The sequence below is a fragment of the Variovorax boronicumulans genome (genome assembly GCF_029892485.1).
GTDB lineage: Bacteria > Pseudomonadota > Gammaproteobacteria > Burkholderiales > Burkholderiaceae_C > Variovorax > Variovorax boronicumulans_B.
This window is the reverse complement of record NZ_JARXVG010000006.1, coordinates 197,312-214,248: the sequence shown is the minus strand read 5'-3', so window position 1 is coordinate 214,248 and position 16,937 is coordinate 197,312. Positions and strand designations below refer to the sequence as shown.

The window sequence follows — 16,937 nt, the reverse complement described above, 5'->3', positions numbered from 1 at the left end:
ACGCGGTTCACGCGGTCTGCGCGTCTTCCATCGTGGCGAAGCTCTCTTCGTTGCGGACGCCGACATCCACGTCTTGCAGTGCAGTCACGCGGACCGTGCCCGTGGTGCTGTGCGTGTACGGATCGACCATCAGGTCGAGGCCGCCCCACATGCCGATCACGAGGTCGGCGAAGTTGCCGAAGATGAGCGCCGACAGATCCTCGCCGGTGCCCTTCGTGATGTTGCTCGGCACTGCGTTGGTGACGGCGGCGCGGTAGCCGTTCAGCGGCTCGCTGCCCTTCTGCCACACGCGCTCGCCGGTGCCGGGGCCATCGACGAAGGTCTTCTTGAGCTTGCCGCGCACCTTGGCATTGGTGAGATAGGCCAGCGTGCCCACGTCGGCATTCGCGACCGACACGGCCGTCTCCAGATCCACCACGCTGTCCCAGGTCGGCGCGCCACCATTGGGGCCACCGATGACGCTCGCTGCGAGCTTGGCAAGGATGCCGAGCGGTTCATTCGCAACGCTGCCGCCCGAGATGGCCGCGCGCTGGATCGCCAGGCCGAGCACCATCGCCAGGTCGGCCGACACGAAGCTCTCCACGTCGATGCTCGATTGCAGCAGGAGCTTGCGGCTGATGTCGGTGAAGGCGCCAACCGTCTTCGGCGACATCGCGACCTGACCGATGGCTGCAGCACTCTCGGTGGGCGCTTGGCCTTCGGCCACCCAATAGGCGCTGCCGGAGCCGGTTTGCTTCGGAATCGCGATGTTGCCGACCAGACCCGAGAGGAAGCGCACGCCCAGCGTGTTGAGCACCATCGCATCGCGCAGGATGGTGATGAAGTCACCCGACATCAGGTCCGTGGCCACAAGGTTGCCGCCAGCCGAGGGCGTGCCCACCACCATGTCGCGCTTCTGCACCTCGAATGGAATCATGATGCCGCGCGAGGCCTTGCCGAGTTTGGTCGCAGTCGCACTGGAGCACTCGAATTCGAAGGCCGCGGCGTTGCGTGCCGCGGTGTCGCCGGGGTTCGCCAGCGCATTGAGGGCGCGGACCATGCTGAAGCGGCGCGTTTCCTTCGGGGTCAGGCCAATGTCGGCTGTGGGCACGGGCTTGGACGCGAGCGCGCGAATCGCCTCGGCCTGGAATTGCTCGACCGTGTGGCCAGCTTGGATGGAACGCATCGCCAGCTCGGCACCGCCCGGCATGGCCGCAGCGATCTGGCTGATTTCGCTGGCGTGGTTGCGCTGCGCGATAACTTCGATGGTGGGCGCCGGGTTGGTGGCGGGAATGGTTGCGGGCGTCGTCATGGCGCGGTTCTCCGTAGAGGTTGGAAAAGTGGAGGCAAGGGAAGCAATGGAAGAAGGGGCCGGCAGCTCGGTGGGGAGACTGCGGCCGACACCGACAGTCGCGTCCGCTGGCACGCTGACCAGAGACAACTCGAAGGGCTCCCAGTCGGTCACGCGGTAGGTGTCAGCACCATCCTTCGTGCCTTCCAGAATGGCTTCGTGGACGATGTAGCCCACCGACACGTTGACGCGGATTCCGTCGATCACGTCTCGGAAGACTTCCTCTGCGCGCACGCTTCGACCGAAGCGCACCACAGCACGGGCGACCTTGTCCGAACCGATTTCCACAGACTCGACGACCGCGACCACATCGCGTGTGTCGTGGTCGCAAAGGAGGTTGGCGCCGGCGGTCAGGCGGCCGGTTCGCATGGACTTGCGGCTCAGGTCCAGCATCTCGATGAACCAGCCCCGATTGACGGGCGTTTCGCTCGCGAAGGCGAGCTTCACGGTGCGCGTCTCTTCGTCGATGGAGGCACGCTCCACCACGAAGGCGCGCTGGAGTTGGCCGGTGGGAAGGTGCTGGCGAAGGACTTGAGGAAGACTTGAAGTCATGCCGCTATTGCAACTGCGCGGCACTGACATTCATAAGGCACGCGATGTCACTAGGTCGCGGTTTCTTCTTCCTCTTCGTTTTCTTCTTCGACGTCGGCAGGTCGCCCCTTCGGTGCCGGCTTCGGCGCTGGTGCCGCGACCTTCGTCGCATACGCTGGCAGCACGATGCCGAGCTGCTGCGCCAGGTCTTGCGCTTCCTTGATCTTGAGCATGGTGTCGTAGAAGTCGCGGCCCATCTGCGCACTCAGATCCTGCGGCGCCATCAAGCCTGCACCGACACCCGCAATGCGCGCGTTCATGTCCTTGAGCGGGTCCACCCATTCCCAACGACGGCCGAGCCAGTCGTGCGCGCCGAACTTCGCGACCTTCGCCGCGGGCAGCGGACTTCCGTTCGGCATCGTGATGGCATTCGACAGCAGGGACATCACCATCCACTCGGCGCGCACACGCTTGAGCAGGATGTCGATGAACCACTGTTGATCCGACGACCACCGGTCGCGCTCGTCGAGCGTGCCGCTGCGGATGCTGGAGAAGTTGACGCCTTCGAGGTCGTTCGCGAGGGCGTGGTACGACACGCGCCAGCCGCTCGCCACGCGCTGCAGCGCGGTCTTCACGAAGGGGCCGAAGACCTCGTTCGGGTACTTGCTCTCGTGCGGCTTGAAGTCGTAGCCCGGCGGCAACGTGTCGTAGATGCCGGGCTGACTCGTGGTGATCGCATCGCCGCCGTCGTCACGCTCGCCGATGGGCAAGGTGCCCGGCGCCGCGTCCTGGTTCTGCGTGAAGAAGCCGAAGTGATTCGCGCCATGCTCGGCGGCCAGCACCGCGGCCAGCATGAAGCCGCCCAGGTGGTGCAGGCTCAGCATGCCCGGGGCCATCCACGGGATGCCGCGCACCTGCTCGGCGCGCTCGACCTTGAACCCGTGGATGATGTCTTCGGCCGCCAGGCGCACACGTTGGCGCGAGGTGCGCGGGCCGTCGTTCGGATGGGCTTCGAAGATGTGGACCGCGACGGTTCGGCGGTAGGCGTCCACCTCCACGCCCATGATGACGGTGTTCCCCGTCGAATGCTCGACGCCGTTGAACGTGGTGTCGATCCGGTCCACGTCGATGAGCTGCAGCGCGAAGTTGAATTCGTTGCGCGCATCGGGGCCGCGCACCATCCGCACCAGAAACTCGCCGTCGCTCGGCAGACCGCCGACCAGCGTCTCGCACATGTCGCGCAACGACTGCCGGCCGGTGACGTCGCACACCGCCTGCCAGCGCACGAAGGCCGCTTCGATGGCATCGTTCGCTAGCTTGTCGGCTTTGCCGGGTGCGATCTCTGCGCGCGACTGCATGACGAAGCCGGCCGGCCCGACCATGTTGGTTTCGACCATGCCGCAGAACTTGCGCGCATAGTCGTTGTTGTTGCGCAGCTCGCGCCCGCGCGCGCGAAGCCGGTCGAGGTCGCCGCGCAGCTCTTCGTTGATGCTCGAATAGGTGGCGATCCAGTCGGCCGAGAGGCGGTCGATGCGCGCGGCCTGGAAGCGGCGAACCTGCGTCTTCTTGGCGATGGGCTTGCCGCGGAAGAGGTTGCGAAGGAATGCGGGGGCCTTCATGCGCCGAACCTCACCATGATGCGGCCCGATACGCCCCGCGGGCCGCTCTTACCCTCCTCCGCAGCGACCTCGCGCTGATACTTCGTGCGCATCGCGTGCAGCTCGTTGAGCGGGATGTATTTCAGGCGGCGGCCGTTGATTTCGTATTCGGCTGTTGCGCTGGTGGCCCGGCCTTCGAGCACGGCCTCGATGGCTTTGAGGGTGCGCCGGGCATGCGAGCGGACATCGCCTACGGCGCCGAACGATGGCGCGACGGTCAGGCGACCGCTGGCGACTGTGTAGACCTCATCCGCATTCGTGACGCGCGCTCTCCAGTCGTAGGAACCGGGGGCATAGCTCTGCGTGGTCTGCGCCGAGACCACGACGCGAAACGCCTTGCCGTCAGCGGATGCGGGAATCTCGTAGCGATGCATCGCGTTGAGCAGTTCGTAGCTCAACGCCCAACCGGCCGAGGCCGGGTAGTCCGCGAGCGTTCGCGTCCACTTGACGGTATCGCCGGGAATGATGGAGATGGGTTCGGTGTTGGAGGTGTCGATAGCCACGGTCAGGCCTTTGGTCAGTGTTGACCGGACTATCGAAGGGGGATGCTGACATCGACAAGGCGAGACGTGTCACTTCGGGCGGACAAGTACCCAACATCTCCATATCGAGTGAGCAAATGGTTCTACGGCTGCCTAGAGCCATCTCGCATGCGGGCTCTGACCGGCCAAAAGACATATGCCGTGTACATCGCGCCTCGCCAGTGATATTTTGAGTTTCTTATCTAAGGAGTGAAACCGTGAACACGTTTAACGATGCGCTGAGAGCAAAAATCATCGAGAACTCACTGCTTTCCCAAGCATCTCCTCTAAAAAAGAATCTAGTAGTTGATGAGATTTTAAAAAATGTTCTGGCAAAACCCTCTTTTCAAGAGGCCGCCAGTGCGGATTACACGAAAACGTATACCGAAGGGCAGGTCGGGAAACCCGATTACACGAGATACGACAGGACGCAATCGGGATACGGCACTATCGATACCTGGGAAGATCACATTTCGCCGAATGAGATAAATCAAATCGTCGAAAAGTTTCGGGAATGACTACCCCCATATACTTTTCAAAAAGAATAACTGCGGACGAGGTACCAGCAAGCAAATTCGCCATCAACTATTTGCTGGTAAAGCTGGTGTCGGCATGCAACATAAATTGCGACTATTGCTACTGGTTTAGAGATCCAGATGTGCTTGCGGGTCGACTTACCATGTCAAATGAGGTCACGAAGGCATTAGCCGAAAAGCTCCAAGAGCACCTTACACAGCATTCAATTCCCCGTTTCGAAATTTTATTTCATGGAGGCGAACCCCTCTTATTTCCGAAGCGGAGATTTCTTCGATTGTGTGAAACGTTGAAGCGTATTGGGACTGATTGTGGCACCGAAATTTCATTTTCCTTGACCACAAATGGAACGTTAATCGATGATGAATGGTGCGCGCTTTTCTGTGCGCTAAATGTAGCGGTGACTTTGAGCTACGACGGCCCTAGCCATGACAAACACAGAGTGCAAAAAGATGGAGGAGGCACCGCCGCTTCAACAGTTCGCGGAATGCGGCACCTAGCAAAATTTGGACTCTCATTTGGATGTCTTTCAGTAGGCGATGCGGCCGCTGATCCGGTGGAGTACTACCTTCACATGAAACAGTTGGGGATTAGGCATTTTGACGTGTTATTACCCGATGCTAGCTGGACAAACTCCAACGTGGCATCGATTGCTCCGTTCCTGACTGGACTGTTTGACCATTGGTACGATCACGCCGAATCAGACGGTGTTTCAATCCGAACTTTTTCTGCAATTATCAGAGGGTTACTCGGCCTGAATACCGAAGTCGAGAGTTACGGGTATGGCCCCATAATAACCACAACCTTATTACCTTCAGGCGCTTTAGAACCGCTTGACGTTTTAAGATCTAATGGCGGAGGATTTACTCAAACTGCAGTTAATATTCTTGAGCACCCGCTGCAATCCATCAGAAGTGATCCAAACTGGCTTGCTATAGCCTATCAGTCAACCGACCTGTGCAAAAAGTGCAAGGAGTGCCGTTATTCCGAATCTTGCGGCGGCGGTTTTTTTCCGCACCGCTGGTCGGGAACAAGCTTCAAAAACGAGTCACGCTACTGCTCGGATTTGCAAGCTATTTATGATCACATTTGGAACCGAATCGATGAAGCCTACTGTTTTTCACAGCATGCGACCTAATTGGATGATTGGGCGCGTTTAGTGAATAGATAAGCCGCTTAGATTTACAGGACGCGCCCAAAACCGTCTTCATAGCGGCTGAGCGGCTCGTAGGTTATTTTCCAAACAGCCTAGGATTTCGGTGCTTTGACGATCCGTAGCACCTGCCGCTCGGAAAGCTCATAGCGCCGCGAAAGCAGCTTCACCCGCTCCCCGGCCAGGTAGTCCCGGAAGATGCGGCTGTTCCGATTGCCATGCCCCTCCCCGCGGCGCTTCGCGATGAACACGCGGTCACCACCCCAGTCGGCCCGGATGCCGGCCTCTACGCCCTTCACCAGCTCGGGCGTCAGCTCGCCTTTGGCTTCGGCAAGCGCTTCCTGCACTCGGCCAAGGATGTCGAGAACGATGTCGTTCTGGTTCGTGATATTCACCATGATCTAGCGGGAAAGGATTGACGGGAGGGGCGTTGAACGGTTCGGCGCGGCGGGGCCGGCTTCGTGGGTGCGACTGGAGGCGCCGCCGGTGTTGGCGGTGCGGGAGGCGGTAGCGGTGGGCTCGTGGGCGTCGCACTCGGCTCGGCACTTGCCTCCTCGGAGGTCTGCTCGACCGATTGCGTTTCGCGTGGAACATCAGCCGGTGAAACCTCTTCCGTGTGTTCCACGCGAAACAGATCCCCATTCGGCGGCTGCACGATGGACTCCAGCCGCTCCCACATCTTTCCGGTGTAGAGGTGCAGTCCGAGCATGTGCGTGCAGAAGATCGCGTAGACGGTGCAGTCCAGCGCCTCGTTGCGCGCGCCGGGCGACTTCATCCACCGATAGGCCTCGCCGCCGGCCACGCGCTGCGGCACGCGCGCCTCGGAGGTCAACTGCGTGTAGAACTCGGGCGGCAGATCCTTGCTGAAGTGGACGAAGCCGGCGCCCCTCTTCTCGACGCACAGGCGGCCATACATCAGATCCTTCGCCGTGTCGGTGCCAACATACCAAAGGCGAACGCCGCGCTTGATGATCTTCCCGCCCCAGTTCACATCCTGAACGGTGGCCTTGCTCTTGACCATCTTGCTGGGCTGCGGATCGCCGCGCACCGCGAAGACCCGTTCGCGCTCGCGCTGGCGGCAGTAGTTGTAGGCCTGGTGCGTGAAGTGGCCGCCGGTGTCCACGGCCATCGCTTCGATCTTCATCGCCTGCCCGCTCTCGTGCTGAAAGATCGTCTTGCGGTAGGCATCGAGGTGCGACCAGTCGCGCTCGTCGGCCGGGTTCGCATAGATGACGCTGTAATCGATGCACCACATTTCCTCGCCGCGGCCAATGGCCCAGGTCACCAACTCGAAGCGGTTGTCTTGCACGTCCACACCGGTGACCAGCACGAGGCCGCCATACGGCACGGTGAAGCGGCGATAGCCCTCGGCCCGGCGCGAGAGCGCGTGCTCGTCGGCGCGCTCGACCACGGCTTCCCAGTACTGCGCAAGGGTCTCGTTCACGAAGCCTTCGAGCGGCGCCGTGTCCCCTGCCTTCGCCTTGATCGTGGCTTCGAGGAATTCGCGCACGATGTCCGACCATGCGCGCTGCGGGCTGTAGCCGCTCCACATCTCCACGAAGGCCACATGTCGCGGCGCGCGGATGACGACGCCTTGCGCATCGGTCCAGACGTGCAGATCGTGGTCGTAGCGATACCGGCCGCACTCGCTGACCCACATCGCCCGGGTGTCCCAGATGCGCAGGTAGTCGGCTTGCGTGATCGACTCGTGGCAGTGCGGGCACACATGCCGCACCGTGTTGTAGTCGTGACCGTCCCACTTGAAGCCGTGGCGCACCTTCTTGCTGCCCCAGATGAGCGGGTGCTTGGTGTCGCAGTGCGGGCAGACGATGTGGTAGCGCATGCGCGCATCGGCGTTCTTCTCGCGCGTCTCGATGTGGTCGAAGTCCTTGATGCGCACGGTGCTGCCGGCGACCAGCTTCGGGAACGGGGCGCCTTCGAGCCGGCCGCGTGCAAGCGTGATCGGGTCCGACGACTTCTCGATCTTCTGATCGAAGGCCGAGGCCTCGTCGAGCACCGCGACCGCCACCGTGATGCGGCGATAGGCGCGCGCGGCCTTGCCGCCGAGCAGGTGCAGCACGGAGCCGAAGAAGCTCTTGAGCTTCATCGTGTCTTCCTTGCCCGGCACGATGACCGCCTTCAGGGCGTCCACGTCGCGCAGCATCGGCTCGACCTCCGACTTCACGAAGCTGTCGCGGTCGTCGTCGGTCGGCATCCACAGCGCCTGCTTGCGGCGGCGGTGCGCCGCGTTGTAGGCGATGAAGGCCAGCAGCGTCTTCGTGTAGCCGACGCGCTTGGCCTTGCGCACGGTCACCTCTTCGATGTCGTCATTGCTGAAGGCATCCATCCAGCCCTTCTGGAACGGGTAGGCCTTCCATTCGCCCTGCGTGTGGCTGGCCTCGGGCGAGAGATAGAAGTTGTCTTCGGCCCAGGTGCTCAGCGGCTGCGGCCGTTCCATCTTGAGCGGCACGAGGCCCAACCTCACCGCCTGGACGATGGCACGTTGCGTTTCGGTGGGCGCCATGCTCATTCCGACACGTCCTCTTCTTCGTCATCGCCATCGTCCTCGTCGCCATCGCTCTCGACCTGCACGATGGCCTTGGCGACAAGGCGGCTCGTCAAGCGAACCCACTGGTTGCGCGCATCGGCGAAGGCCGACATCAGCTTGTCGCGCGCGGTGTCGGGCAGCTCGGGGCACACCTTGCGCAGCAGGCCGGGCAGTTGCTCGAAGCGCTCGGAGACGGCCTGGCTCGCGGTCGCGAGCACTTCGGCCAGGAGCGTGATCGGCGCGTACTCGCCGCGGGCGACGGCGTTCTTGATCGCGATCCCGAGGCGCTGCTCGCGCGCCAGCGCCGCGCGCTCTTGCACAAGGTCGAGGCCGCCCGTCTCCGACGACGCGCGGCCGGCGGCGATGTCCCGCATGCGCTCGCAGTAGGCGATGAGCCATTCGTGGCCTGTCTCGCCGCGCGTGAGCACGCCCTCGGCCATGAGCTGGCTCACGCGCGCTTCGCTGATGCCGACCCACGCGCCGAACTCGGCCTGCGAAATCGCCTGCCTCATTGCTTCAATGGCCTTCACTTAACCCCCTTAGCAATGCGGCCGAACAGTCCGAAGTCGGGGTTCGAATTACCCGTAACGACCACCTCTGCGGAAGGACCCGTGCCCTTGGGCGCGCGCGATGCCCCGAGGTGGTGCGAGGTGGGCCCGGCCTCGATAGACGGCGTGGACACTGCTCTGCTCATTCGCCCACCATCTTTCGGATGCGATAGCGGATGCGCCGCTCGATGTAGGGCTCAAGGTCGGCACGCTCTGCCACGCGCTCGCGGCTGATCCGCGATTCGTAGCTGCCATCACGCACGAACATCAGCACGGGCCGCACGATGAACCCGTCTTGTCCGGTCGCCGCCCAGATGCCAGGTGCAAGGTGCTGTGTCGGACCACTGCGAAGACGCCCGTATGCAATGAAGAAGCGCACGCCCTCGCGGCCCTTGGTCCCCTTGTGCAGACGGGCCTTGCGCTTGTCCGTCATGTTGGCCTTGTAGCCCTGCTCTCCCATCGCCTGGAAGTACGACAGCAGGCGCACGAGGAAGCCGCCGCGCATGTTGCCGCGCCCGTCATCGCTGCCCGGGAATGGCGTGGCGGGGATGGCCGTCTGATAGCCGGCGGGCAAGATGCCGATGCGGCGCAGTGCGGCCTCGCTGCGCTTGTCTCGACGCACACCGCCGAACTCTTGCGCCTGCAGAATCTTTTGGGGGTCCACGCCCTTGCCGCCGAAGTAGGTGGGCTCGATCTCCACGCTCAGCCGCTCGGGCGTGGACTTGCGCACATACACGCTCTTGAGGATGTAGGCGGTGGGTCGGTCGAACTGCTCGCGCATCTCGCGTTGCCATCCGCGCCGTACATGGAATCCGCCGTCGCTCAGGCCGTCGGCATAGGCCTGCTTGGCCTGTTGGCCCGAGAGCTTGGCGAGCTTCGACTGCACGCTCGCGAGGCCGGTGCCGTTGAATCCCACGCTCACGCGCATACCGCCTCCCCTGCTTTCTCGGCGGCGCGCTTCACCCGTGCGGTGAAGGCCATGTAGTTCTCGCCGCGGCCCACCGAGAAGGCCGCTTCGTCCCAGGCGGTGAGGCCGAGGGCACGCGCCTTCGCGTCAATGCCGCTGCGCGTCTCCTGCCATGCGTCGTTGCTGGCATCGGCGCTGCTGGCGCCAGTCGCACGAGGCTCGTCGCGCCACCGCTCGTTACGAAGCCAGGTCGCGAACTCGGGCACGAACTCGCCGTCGTCCTTCGTCCACCTTTTGCTAAGCCTTTGGGCCTCGATGGCCGAGCGCATCGTCTGCTGCAGCGCGGCGGTCGGCGCAAGCCGGCGGTATCGGCGTTCTGCCTTCGCCCGGTTGTCGTGGTTCGGGTAGATCGAGAAAAGCTCATCGAACCCGCTCGCCCCCCCGCCGGGGGGTAGGGGGGATTGGTTCAATGATGGTTCTGAAGATTCGGGTGTCATAGCTGTGACACCCCTCTCGTCTCTGGTGACACCCCTCGCGGCTGTGGTGACACCCCTCTCGGGCCTTGGGACGGGTGTCAGATTGACACCCGTGTGGATAACTTCAGCTGGGGATTCATCGTTGAGGGGTGTCAAATTGACACCCCTCTCTGGTGTTGGCACTTCGCCGCCTTCGATCCATTCGGGACAGATGCGGTACTCGTTGGTGATGCCCGGCCGCCCGGTGGCGGAGCGGACCTGAATCAACCAACCGATGGCGACCATCCGGCGGATCTGCCGTTGCACGCTGCTGCGGCTCTGCATGGTCTTGCGGGCCAGTTCATCCACGGAGGGCCAGATGCGCCGGCCGTCGTCGCTGGCATGGTCGGCCATCGCTAGCGCGAGCAGCCGCTCCATGCCGCCCGATGGATAGCGGTCAAAGACCATCGACATGACTTTGATGCTCATGGGGTCGCGCGCCCTCCCCGCCCAGGTTGAACCGCTGCGCTCATGCCTTCGGTTCCTCCCGCATCATGTCGCGCAGCATCGCCAGCGCATGGCCCATGCTGGCAGCTGCCTCGGCCGCATGGTGCTCGGCTTTGCGCATTTGATTGCGCGATACGCCGCCCTGCCGCCGCGTCCACGCCTCGCCGAGCGCCTGCACGTAGTCGGCAAACGCCATCTGCATGCGCATCAACGTATCGACCGGATCGTCATCGGAATGCACCGGCGTCGCGCGGACGCAGACATATCCCAGCTCGTCGGCCATGGCGTGCAAGATGCGGTAATCGCGGCTCTGCCACTGCATCTCGATGGCGTCACGCACCGTGAGGTGATGGGTCGTGTTGCGCAGATTGACCTTGTGCGTCAGCGTGTTGACGTTGTGGCCCATGCGCTTGGCGAGGGCATCAATGCCGCCCTCGTAGCCATGCGCGGTGTCATAGGCCGCTACCGCGGCATCGTGGCCGCGCAGCTTGTCGGGCACGGGCTCATCGGCGCCATAGCCGTGCGCCTCGTCAATTGAGATATTCGTTCTCATGCAGACCTCAGAGAAAAACAGCCAATGCCTCGCAAATGCACATGCAGACGCGAGTCCTGCTCCGACGCTGGCGGAGCGCATCGACGCCATCGAGCAATTCCTGCAGCAGCTCGTGCTACTGCTGGAGGTCGAACCAGACCTGAACCGGGAGAGCATTGCGGCGTGGATCGAGATAACGACGGCAAGCGTAGGCGTCCAAGGGCTGCAGGCGCCGCGTCAACGCGCCGCGATGGCGCAGCTGTGCGAGCGCGTGCTTGCGCCCGCCGTAGACGTGCTACGGCCGTCGTCGGGATGGTTGTCGTGATTCGCCGCAACGGCGGTCGCCGCTCAAGCATGTGCGCCCTCGCCGCGAGCGGGCTCGATAGGCACAGCAGCCGGCCGCAACACCGCCAATCGGCGCTGAATCTCGACGTTGCTCGCATGCGAGAGCTGCACGAGCGACCGCCCGAGCCCATAGCGAGGCTCAGTGGTGGCTCGCCGAGCCAAGTCGGCGATGGTCGCCTGCCCACATCCGCACAAGGCGGCTATTTGGGTGTGGCTGAGCTTTCGTCGCTGCAGTCCCGAAATGAGTTGAGGCCAGTCCATAGGCGCCAGACTTTATCGGTATTCCGATATTCATTCAAGCGGTTTTCCGATGTACAGTGAACCTACCCTATCGGTCATGAGGGATGTCCAACGCACAGATTTCGGCCAGCGGCTTGCCGCTGCGCGCAAGCATGCGGACCTGACACAGGGTGCGCTTGCGAAGCAGGTCGGCATGAGCCAGTCGGCTTACTCTGAGGCCGAGAAATCGGGCCTTGGGTCTGCCTTCACACCGCAAATTGCGAAGGCCTGCGGCGTCAACGTTGACTGGCTCGCGACTGGCGAAGGCGAGATGATCCCTCGACCGAAAGGGCTTGAGACGGCGCAGGCTGTCAGGGCCGGCAAGCTGAAGGGCGTTGCCGTAGTTGGGAGAGGCAACGGGGGAGCAATGCCGCAGGTGATTTGGACTGATTCAGACTACCCAGTGGGGGCGACCGGTGAATACGCCGAGGACATTGCGAGTAGCGATCCACATGCATTCGTTGTTGAAGTCGAGGGAGCAAGCATGCACCCCAAGTACACGCCCGGCAATTTCGCGCTCGTGGAGCCAGGAACCGAGCCTGATTTAGAAGACGACGTGCTAGTGCGCCTCGTGACGGGTGAGACCATGATCAAACGCCTTGTTTCCCGTCGCGGCGGCTATAGCTTAGCCAGCTATAACGATAGCGTGGTTCTGCACCTTAAGGCCGAGCAGGTCGCGTGGATGTACTACGTTCCGTACCCGGTGCCGCGGCGAAAGATCAAAACTCGCACCTAGGGTCCTATTCCTGTTCCCGTCAGCTTTCAGCTGAAATTTTTTTGAATAGCCGCGCGACGACCGCTGTCGCTGCTGGACGTAGACATCTATTGCAGAGGCGAAACTAGGGCGTGGGGTGGAGAATATCGCGATGAGCGAACAATCTCCATTTGGCCCGGCCACCCCCACCTCAACGCCACAGCTCTTTCAGACGCTCATCAAGATGCCGCTCTATGGTGCATTCGACCTCGACGGAAAAACCAAGCCTAGCGAGCAGGTTCGAGAGGTCCGGATCAGCCGAACTAAGTTCGACGATTACTGCCCCCGGTGCGAGAAACACACTACATGGACCGCAGTCCCGCTGCCGGATCTAGAACAGCGAGCCATCACAGAGAAGGACCGGGTTGCTATGGCGGGGGCCCAGACTTCATCCAGGCCATTAAGCTGGATGGGAGACTTCGTTCTCCGCACCGCCTGTGCTCGGAATGCAGACCATGTGGCGAACTTCTATTTTCACACCAAGGTTGTCTCCAGCACCCCTGGTGCTCCGCTGAGTTTTGCGTCCTCACCATTTAAGTACTCGATCATCAAGGTGGGGCAATTTCCTTCACTGACAGATTTTCATCTTGGTGACCTGAGCGCGTTCGAAGAAGGAATGTCAAAGCAGCAGCGAAGAGAATTTGTTCGGGCCACCAACACTGCTGCTCATGGGTTCAATGTTGCCGCGTGTGTGTACTACCGGAGGGTATTCGAAGGCGTTCTCATCGAGGCCAGAGACCAGTACATGGTCGAGAAGAACATGTCGGATTGGCCTGAATTTAAGAGCGCCCGGACTGATGAGCGCATTCGGCTGCTACGAGATCACTTGCCCAAATTTATGTCTGAGCATCCCGAGCTTTATGGGATTCTCAGCCTTGGAGTACACGAATTAACTGAAGAGCAATGCGAGGGTGAGCTGCCGATCCTGCGCAAGGCCATTGAACTCATCATGAGCGATAAGCTGATGGCAGCGAGGCTGAAGCGTGATCGCGATAGCGTATCAAAGCTGGTTGCTCAGGCCGTCGAAAGGCACAAACGCTGAGGCACGAGGGAGCTCGATTCAAACCAGGTGGACACATCGGGGATGCCCTGAAGGGGAGACCCAACCCCTTTGCCTCGAATTCCATCCCTTTCCGATCGCGCCCCATAAAAGGCGACACAAAAGGAGTAGATGGAAATGAAGACCACGGACTACCTGGCTCTCTATGCCGCGTTGCTATCAACTGCGGTGTTCCTATGGAACTTGCTTCAGGCTCGCCCGAGAATGAGGGTTGACATTATTTTCACAGTCGAGACCGTAGACGGTGAGACGCGCTCCGGGCTGAGTGTGTGTGTCCGCAACCTCTCCCCGCACGACATTCACCTGGCGCATGTTGGCATCCTCTACCCCTACAAAAAGTCAACTGTTCGAGACCGACTAGCCCACATGTGGAGATTCAAGACTCTCTCAAGACGGCTTGGGTGGGTGCATACCGACCTTTCTTTGTATGCCGTCGAAACCGGTTGTCCCCTTTGCCTAGAAGGGCGCAAGGCCCATCAAGTCTTCATTCCATGGGACAAGATGGAAGAGATGCTTGCGGATGCCCCCGCGCGGCGGCTTATCGGCACCGCCCAAGACCAGCTTTGGAGCAACGCCTATTCAAAGCCATTCGAATGCCCAGCTCCACGCAACGACGTGACCGCAGGATAAGTACGAGCATTTTGGAAAGTTCGCTAACCCGGGCCGAGCATCTCGCCATTTTTTCGGTTTGTCCGGAGAACGATGGCGAGGAGCCTGAAGCATCTCCTCGGGGCTGCCGGGTTCCTCCGTTCTCAACGGGAAACCGATAAAAATATCGGACCTCATATCGGTAAACCGTTGACATAAATATCGGAATACCGATAATTCACTCCAATGCGCCATCCCGGCGCGAAGGAGTGAGCAATGACGCGCACCGCGCACCAACCCAAGAGGGCAACGCGCCCCATCACGGCCGCCCAGGTCGATAACCATCGCCGCTATCGCTGCACGTACACGCCCCGCGACTCGCTCGGCCACTTGAACCCGTCCGAGACGGGCGCGGCGCCGTACGTGCAGTTCCTCGCGGCCAATGCCGAACAGGCTCTCGACATCGCACAGCAAGTCACCGGTTGCCCGGTGATCGACGCAACCCGCATCGAGGGCTGAAGACGTGGCCCGCGTTCAAGCTCACCACGCCACGAGCAGCCGCGTAGCGCCGGGCTACGTCGCGACCCGCTCGGCGCGCGTCGACATCTGGATTCGCACGACCGGTCGCCGCCGCCAGGCGTTTTACCGTTGCCCCGCCATGGGCGTTTCGACGTGGCAAGCCATGGGCGTGCCGCTCGCCGACAAGGCGCTGAAGCTCGGCAGCATCAGCCTGCCAGGTATCTCTGACGCGACCGTCGAAGCCTACACCGAAGACGCACCGGCGCACCCGATGGCTGTCGCGTTCGCCGAGCGTGCGCGCGCTCTCAATGGAGAGATTGACGCGCTCAACCTCTGCGCGCGAGGTGACGCATGAAGACGGCCCGTGCGCGGCGCACGACCGCAGCTCAGGCCCTTGTTCGTGCAATGAAGTCGGGCAAGGAGTGCGGGCATCTGAACTGGCACTACGTGGTCGGCTTCCTGTCGAGCGAGCACCCCTCGCTGTCGGAGGAAATCGAAGCCTTCGAACGCGCGCGCACTGACGCCCTGAGGGCTGCGGGGAGCGCTGCCTGATGGCGTTCCTCTTTCGCTGCCCTGAGTGCCGCACGCGGCGGCGCAGCCATGGCCTGTTCACGCAGCACCTGCGCGAAACCGGTCATCGGCTGTGCCGGTGCGGCGGCTACCACTACGAGCACCGCCCGGGTTCGCCCTTCTGCGAGCACAACCCCATGAGCGCGGCGCTGCTCGCGAGCCGACACGGCGCTTCTGACGAAGAGGTGATCGAGATCGCGCTCGAAATCGTCCTGACCACGCGCGGGCGCCCTGCCCTGCGCTGCCCCTTTTGAAAGGCCGGCCATGCGCTCGACCTCGTTCCAAGACACCGGCGTTGGCCTCATGAGGACATCGCCCGTCGCGCCCGCTCCGGGCTTCCTCGCGACCGCCGCCGCGCTCGCGGTCTTCATCGTCCTGCCCATCGTGCTGGCCGCGATGTGCGTCTATGGCTGGAGCACACCATGACCACCACGACGACCGGCACCTTCTACGTCAACAAGGACCGCCCCGGGCGTCCAGCCATCAGCGAACACACGTCCGATGCGGGCGAGTTCGTTCTGAAGATGCGCCTCATCGACAACCAAGGGCCGCGCACCGTTGAGGTCTATGAGACGCGCTGGGTAGGCCCGGCCGCTGCGGCTTGGCGTGCGCAGCACCGCAACCTCAAGGCCGGCGACGCGCTGCGCCTGGTGCTCTCCAACCCGCGCGCGATGCCCGGCACCGTGTCGCCGGAGACGCACGCCGCCATCTCTTCGTGCGAGCTGCTGCCTGCACACGCCCCTGCTGCCGCTCAAACCGCGTAGCCCATCCCCCACGACCCGGACACATGAACACCCTCACACCGCCGGTGAAGCGGCCCGCCCTTCACCATCTCATCGCGCTCACCGGTCACGCTGGCGTCGGCAAGGACACCGCCGCTGACTTGCTCGTTGCGCATGCGCGCTTTCGCAAACTCGCCTTCGCCGATGCGCTGCGCGGCGAGGTCGCGAATGCATTCGACCTCTCACTCGCCGACCTCAGCAACCCGCATCTGAAGAACGTTCCGACCGTCGCGCTTCGCATGCGCCGCGCGCCGCACGATTTCCTCGCGGCCGTGATTCTGTCCCTGAGTGCCGCGGCACCCAACCGCCGAACACCACTCAGCGGTGAGTGGCTAGACGAGCCGCGCAGCCCGCGACAGGTCCTGCAATGGTGGGGCACTGAGTACCGTCGTGCGCAGTCACCGCGCTACTGGACCACGCAGCTGATCAAGCGCCTCGCCGACTACCGCCGCGAGGGCGAAACCCGCTTCGTGGTCACCGATGTGCGTTTTGATAACGAGGCCCACACACTGCGGATGGCCGGCGCCGTGCTCTGGCAAATCACCCGCCCAGGACACGACGGCGCCGCGGAAGGCGAACACGTCAGTTCGACGGACGGCAGCCGCTTCAACCCTGAGGTCGTCATCACCAACGCCCACGACGTGCGCCAGCTTCAGGTCGAGGTACTGTCGCTGTTCATCGCACGCGAACTCGGGCTTGATCGCAACGAGATGAGTTTCCACATCGGCGGACGCAGCATGTTGATGCCCGAGTGGGACCGACCTGCGGCTTCAAAACAGGGCATGCGTAAACACGCCTCCGAAGGAGACGCATGAG

At 62.4% G+C, this 16,937-nt stretch carries 22 protein-coding genes; 13 read left to right on the top strand and 9 right to left on the bottom strand.

Features of this window, described 5'->3' with window-relative positions:
- Positions 1-7: 7 nt before the first annotated feature.
- The 3 genes from M2282_RS16255 to M2282_RS16245 are packed head-to-tail and all read right to left on the bottom strand — an operon-like array spanning position 8 to position 4,022.
- Entirely contained in the window at positions 8-1,882 is a 1,875-nt protein-coding gene (locus M2282_RS16255) for a phage major capsid protein (protein WP_280809821.1), read from the bottom strand.
- Between the two features lie 50 nt (positions 1,883-1,932).
- Complete coding sequence (locus M2282_RS16250) at positions 1,933-3,480, bottom strand: phage portal protein (RefSeq protein WP_280809820.1); 1,548 nt, start codon at positions 3,478-3,480, stop codon at positions 1,933-1,935.
- Positions 3,477-4,022 carry a hypothetical protein gene (locus M2282_RS16245; RefSeq protein WP_280809819.1) on the bottom strand — a complete coding sequence of 182 codons (546 nt, stop codon included), beginning with the start codon at positions 4,020-4,022 and terminating at the stop codon, positions 3,477-3,479. The genes M2282_RS16250 and M2282_RS16245 overlap by 4 nt, the downstream gene beginning before the upstream one ends.
- 236 nt (positions 4,023-4,258) lie before the next feature.
- On the opposite strand from M2282_RS16245, the gene M2282_RS16240 reads away from it, so the two are divergent.
- Positions 4,259-4,558 (top strand): hypothetical protein, encoded by a 300-nt coding sequence (locus M2282_RS16240; RefSeq protein ID WP_280809818.1) that lies wholly within the window; start codon positions 4,259-4,261, stop codon positions 4,556-4,558.
- Positions 4,555-5,712: a radical SAM protein gene (locus M2282_RS16235; protein WP_280809817.1), complete on the top strand. Its 1,158-nt coding sequence runs from the start codon at positions 4,555-4,557 to the stop codon at positions 5,710-5,712. The genes M2282_RS16240 and M2282_RS16235 overlap by 4 nt, the downstream gene beginning before the upstream one ends.
- Before the next feature lie 110 nt (positions 5,713-5,822).
- On the opposite strand, the gene M2282_RS16230 is transcribed toward M2282_RS16235, so the two are convergent.
- The 6 genes from M2282_RS16230 to M2282_RS16205 all read right to left on the bottom strand — a co-directional run bounded on the left by M2282_RS16230 (position 5,823) and on the right by M2282_RS16205 (position 11,191).
- The gene (locus M2282_RS16230; RefSeq protein ID WP_280809816.1) at positions 5,823-6,125 is read right to left on the bottom strand and encodes a Mor transcription activator family protein; all 303 of its coding nucleotides are present in this window, start codon (positions 6,123-6,125) and stop codon (positions 5,823-5,825) included.
- Complete coding sequence (locus tag M2282_RS16225) at positions 6,119-8,257, bottom strand: phage terminase large subunit family protein (RefSeq protein ID WP_280809815.1); 2,139 nt, start codon at positions 8,255-8,257, stop codon at positions 6,119-6,121. The genes M2282_RS16230 and M2282_RS16225 overlap by 7 nt, the downstream gene beginning before the upstream one ends.
- Positions 8,254-8,787, bottom strand: coding sequence for a hypothetical protein (locus tag M2282_RS16220; protein ID WP_280809814.1), 534 nt, complete (start codon positions 8,785-8,787; stop codon positions 8,254-8,256). The genes M2282_RS16225 and M2282_RS16220 overlap by 4 nt, the downstream gene beginning before the upstream one ends.
- Positions 8,788-8,965: 178 nt before the next feature.
- A complete protein-coding gene (locus M2282_RS16215; RefSeq protein ID WP_432422907.1) occupies positions 8,966-9,751 on the bottom strand; it encodes a hypothetical protein in 786 nt (261 codons plus the stop codon).
- Positions 9,742-10,674 carry a helix-turn-helix domain-containing protein gene (locus tag M2282_RS16210; RefSeq protein ID WP_280809812.1) on the bottom strand — a complete coding sequence of 311 codons (933 nt, stop codon included), beginning with the start codon at positions 10,672-10,674 and terminating at the stop codon, positions 9,742-9,744. The genes M2282_RS16215 and M2282_RS16210 overlap by 10 nt, the downstream gene beginning before the upstream one ends.
- A 40-nt stretch (positions 10,675-10,714) precedes the next feature.
- Entirely contained in the window at positions 10,715-11,191 is a 477-nt protein-coding gene (locus M2282_RS16205) for a phage regulatory CII family protein (RefSeq protein ID WP_280809811.1), read from the bottom strand.
- A gap of 52 nt (positions 11,192-11,243) precedes the next feature.
- Between M2282_RS16205 and M2282_RS16200 the strand changes: the two genes are divergently transcribed.
- The 11 genes from M2282_RS16200 to M2282_RS16150 all read left to right on the top strand — a co-directional run bounded on the left by M2282_RS16200 (position 11,244) and on the right by M2282_RS16150 (position 16,936).
- Positions 11,244-11,549 (top strand): hypothetical protein, encoded by a 306-nt coding sequence (locus M2282_RS16200; protein WP_280809810.1) that lies wholly within the window; start codon positions 11,244-11,246, stop codon positions 11,547-11,549.
- 357 nt (positions 11,550-11,906) lie between these two features.
- Positions 11,907-12,584 (top strand): XRE family transcriptional regulator, encoded by a 678-nt coding sequence (locus tag M2282_RS16195; protein ID WP_280809809.1) that lies wholly within the window; start codon positions 11,907-11,909, stop codon positions 12,582-12,584.
- Between the two features lie 130 nt (positions 12,585-12,714).
- Positions 12,715-13,644, top strand: coding sequence for a hypothetical protein (locus M2282_RS16190; protein WP_280809808.1), 930 nt, complete (start codon positions 12,715-12,717; stop codon positions 13,642-13,644).
- Between the two features lie 135 nt (positions 13,645-13,779).
- Positions 13,780-14,292, top strand: a complete 513-nt coding sequence (locus M2282_RS16185; RefSeq protein ID WP_280809807.1) for a hypothetical protein — start codon at positions 13,780-13,782, stop codon at positions 14,290-14,292.
- 234 nt (positions 14,293-14,526) lie between these two features.
- The gene (locus M2282_RS16180) at positions 14,527-14,769 is read left to right on the top strand and encodes a hypothetical protein (RefSeq protein WP_280809806.1); all 243 of its coding nucleotides are present in this window, start codon (positions 14,527-14,529) and stop codon (positions 14,767-14,769) included.
- 4 nt (positions 14,770-14,773) lie between these two features.
- On the top strand, positions 14,774-15,124 hold the full coding sequence (locus tag M2282_RS16175) for a hypothetical protein (protein ID WP_280809805.1): 351 nt from the start codon (positions 14,774-14,776) through the stop codon (positions 15,122-15,124).
- Entirely contained in the window at positions 15,121-15,321 is a 201-nt protein-coding gene (locus tag M2282_RS16170; protein ID WP_280809804.1) for a hypothetical protein, read from the top strand. The genes M2282_RS16175 and M2282_RS16170 overlap by 4 nt, the downstream gene beginning before the upstream one ends.
- Positions 15,321-15,593, top strand: a complete 273-nt coding sequence (locus M2282_RS16165; RefSeq protein WP_280809803.1) for a hypothetical protein — start codon at positions 15,321-15,323, stop codon at positions 15,591-15,593. Before M2282_RS16170 ends, M2282_RS16165 begins: the two co-directional genes overlap by 1 nt.
- 49 nt (positions 15,594-15,642) lie before the next feature.
- The gene (locus M2282_RS16160) at positions 15,643-15,765 is read left to right on the top strand and encodes a hypothetical protein (RefSeq protein WP_280809802.1); all 123 of its coding nucleotides are present in this window, start codon (positions 15,643-15,645) and stop codon (positions 15,763-15,765) included.
- Positions 15,762-16,103 carry a hypothetical protein gene (locus M2282_RS16155; protein WP_280809801.1) on the top strand — a complete coding sequence of 114 codons (342 nt, stop codon included), beginning with the start codon at positions 15,762-15,764 and terminating at the stop codon, positions 16,101-16,103. The genes M2282_RS16160 and M2282_RS16155 overlap by 4 nt, the downstream gene beginning before the upstream one ends.
- A 23-nt stretch (positions 16,104-16,126) precedes the next feature.
- A complete protein-coding gene (locus tag M2282_RS16150) occupies positions 16,127-16,936 on the top strand; it encodes a hypothetical protein (protein ID WP_280809800.1) in 810 nt (269 codons plus the stop codon).
- The last annotated feature ends 1 nt before the right edge of the window (position 16,937 follow it).

Coding starts and splice junctions, on each gene's coding strand:
- M2282_RS16255 (WP_280809821.1), bottom strand. CDS start 1,882: ATGACTTCAAGTCTTCCTCAAGTCCTTCGCCAGCACCTTCCCACCGGC.
- M2282_RS16250 (WP_280809820.1), bottom strand. CDS start 3,480: ATGAAGGCCCCCGCATTCCTTCGCAACCTCTTCCGCGGCAAGCCCATC.
- M2282_RS16235 (WP_280809817.1), top strand. CDS start 4,555: ATGACTACCCCCATATACTTTTCAAAAAGAATAACTGCGGACGAGGTA.
- M2282_RS16230 (WP_280809816.1), bottom strand. CDS start 6,125: ATGGTGAATATCACGAACCAGAACGACATCGTTCTCGACATCCTTGGC.
- M2282_RS16225 (WP_280809815.1), bottom strand. CDS start 8,257: ATGAGCATGGCGCCCACCGAAACGCAACGTGCCATCGTCCAGGCGGTG.
- M2282_RS16220 (WP_280809814.1), bottom strand. CDS start 8,787: ATGAGGCAGGCGATTTCGCAGGCCGAGTTCGGCGCGTGGGTCGGCATC.
- M2282_RS16215 (WP_432422907.1), bottom strand. CDS start 9,751: ATGCGCGTGAGCGTGGGATTCAACGGCACCGGCCTCGCGAGCGTGCAG.
- M2282_RS16210 (WP_280809812.1), bottom strand. CDS start 10,674: ATGAGCATCAAAGTCATGTCGATGGTCTTTGACCGCTATCCATCGGGC.
- M2282_RS16200 (WP_280809810.1), top strand. CDS start 11,244: ATGCAGACCTCAGAGAAAAACAGCCAATGCCTCGCAAATGCACATGCA.
- M2282_RS16195 (WP_280809809.1), top strand. CDS start 11,907: ATGAGGGATGTCCAACGCACAGATTTCGGCCAGCGGCTTGCCGCTGCG.
- M2282_RS16190 (WP_280809808.1), top strand. CDS start 12,715: ATGAGCGAACAATCTCCATTTGGCCCGGCCACCCCCACCTCAACGCCA.
- M2282_RS16185 (WP_280809807.1), top strand. CDS start 13,780: ATGAAGACCACGGACTACCTGGCTCTCTATGCCGCGTTGCTATCAACT.
- M2282_RS16180 (WP_280809806.1), top strand. CDS start 14,527: ATGACGCGCACCGCGCACCAACCCAAGAGGGCAACGCGCCCCATCACG.
- M2282_RS16170 (WP_280809804.1), top strand. CDS start 15,121: ATGAAGACGGCCCGTGCGCGGCGCACGACCGCAGCTCAGGCCCTTGTT.
- M2282_RS16165 (WP_280809803.1), top strand. CDS start 15,321: ATGGCGTTCCTCTTTCGCTGCCCTGAGTGCCGCACGCGGCGGCGCAGC.
- M2282_RS16160 (WP_280809802.1), top strand. CDS start 15,643: ATGAGGACATCGCCCGTCGCGCCCGCTCCGGGCTTCCTCGCGACCGCC.
- M2282_RS16155 (WP_280809801.1), top strand. CDS start 15,762: ATGACCACCACGACGACCGGCACCTTCTACGTCAACAAGGACCGCCCC.
- M2282_RS16150 (WP_280809800.1), top strand. CDS start 16,127: ATGAACACCCTCACACCGCCGGTGAAGCGGCCCGCCCTTCACCATCTC.